Origin of the sequence: Cupriavidus sp. IK-TO18, from assembly GCF_015549295.1 — a bacterium.
GTDB lineage: Bacteria > Pseudomonadota > Gammaproteobacteria > Burkholderiales > Burkholderiaceae > Cupriavidus > Cupriavidus oxalaticus_A.
The window spans coordinates 1-847 of record NZ_JADGMP010000067.1 but is presented as its reverse complement, the minus strand read 5'-3'; the positions used below and the strand labels follow the sequence as shown (position 1 = coordinate 847).

The following is an 847-nucleotide window of genomic DNA, read 5'->3' as shown; positions in this document are numbered from 1 at the left end:
GACCAATCGTACCAACGTTCACGTGCGGCTTGGTCCGCTCGAACTTTTCCTTTGCCATTGCGCGACTCCTGTCTCGGTAGCGATGATGCCAGTGCGGTGGTGTTTGGTGCCCATGGGCAGGATCGAACTGCCGACCTCTCCCTTACCAAGGGAGTGCTCTACCACTGAGCCACATGGGCGAAACTAGACGTACTACTTTATGACAACAACCGCGCGACTGGAGCGGGTGAAGGGAATCGAACCCTCGTCGTAAGCTTGGAAGGCTTCTGCTCTACCATTGAGCTACACCCGCCCGGTTCTTTCCTGCTTCTTCACCGGCATTGCCGGCTGCTGTCTTGCATTCTGGTGGAGAGGGCTGGATTCGAACCAGCGTAGGCGTAAGCCAACAGATTTACAGTCTGCCCCCTTTAGCCACTCGGGCACCTCTCCGCAGAGAACTATCGATTATGGGGCTGTTCACCTCGCCTGTCAAGCACTTTCCGTTGCGGATGCTGTACTTGTTTCAGGCCAGGGAAGGCGTTCCAGCGTGGCGCTTGATGCCGCCTGATCGCTCCCACAAGCGTAGATTAGATTTCTACGTTCTCACCCTATAGGGGCTCGCAAAACGGCTCCTGGAGGCTCTGGAGCTGCCTCGTCGCGCTGTGGGGCGACACGCAATCAGCCGAGCGGAAAAGCAAAAACCCCTCGCAGCACACGCTGTCGAGGGGTTTTGCACAATAAGAGCCTGGCGATGACCTACTTTCACACGGGTAATCCGCACTATCATCGGCGCGGAGCTGTTTCACGGTCCTGTTCGGGATGGGAAGGGGTGGTTCCAGCTCGCTATGGTCACCAGGCATGAGGGGTT

General features: G+C 57.3%; 3 tRNA genes and 1 rRNA gene. All 4 read right to left on the bottom strand.

Going from position 1 to position 847, the window contains the following annotated elements:
- Positions 1-104: 104 nt before the first annotated feature.
- Positions 105-179: transfer RNA gene (locus IPF36_RS34025), tRNA-Thr, on the bottom strand.
- 39 nt (positions 180-218) lie between these two features.
- Positions 219-292: transfer RNA gene (locus tag IPF36_RS34020), tRNA-Gly, on the bottom strand.
- A gap of 51 nt (positions 293-343) precedes the next feature.
- Positions 344-429, bottom strand: a tRNA-Tyr gene (locus IPF36_RS34015).
- A gap of 293 nt (positions 430-722) precedes the next feature.
- Positions 723-836: ribosomal RNA gene (gene rrf / locus IPF36_RS34010) — 5S ribosomal RNA — on the bottom strand.
- Positions 837-847 lie beyond the last annotated feature (11 nt).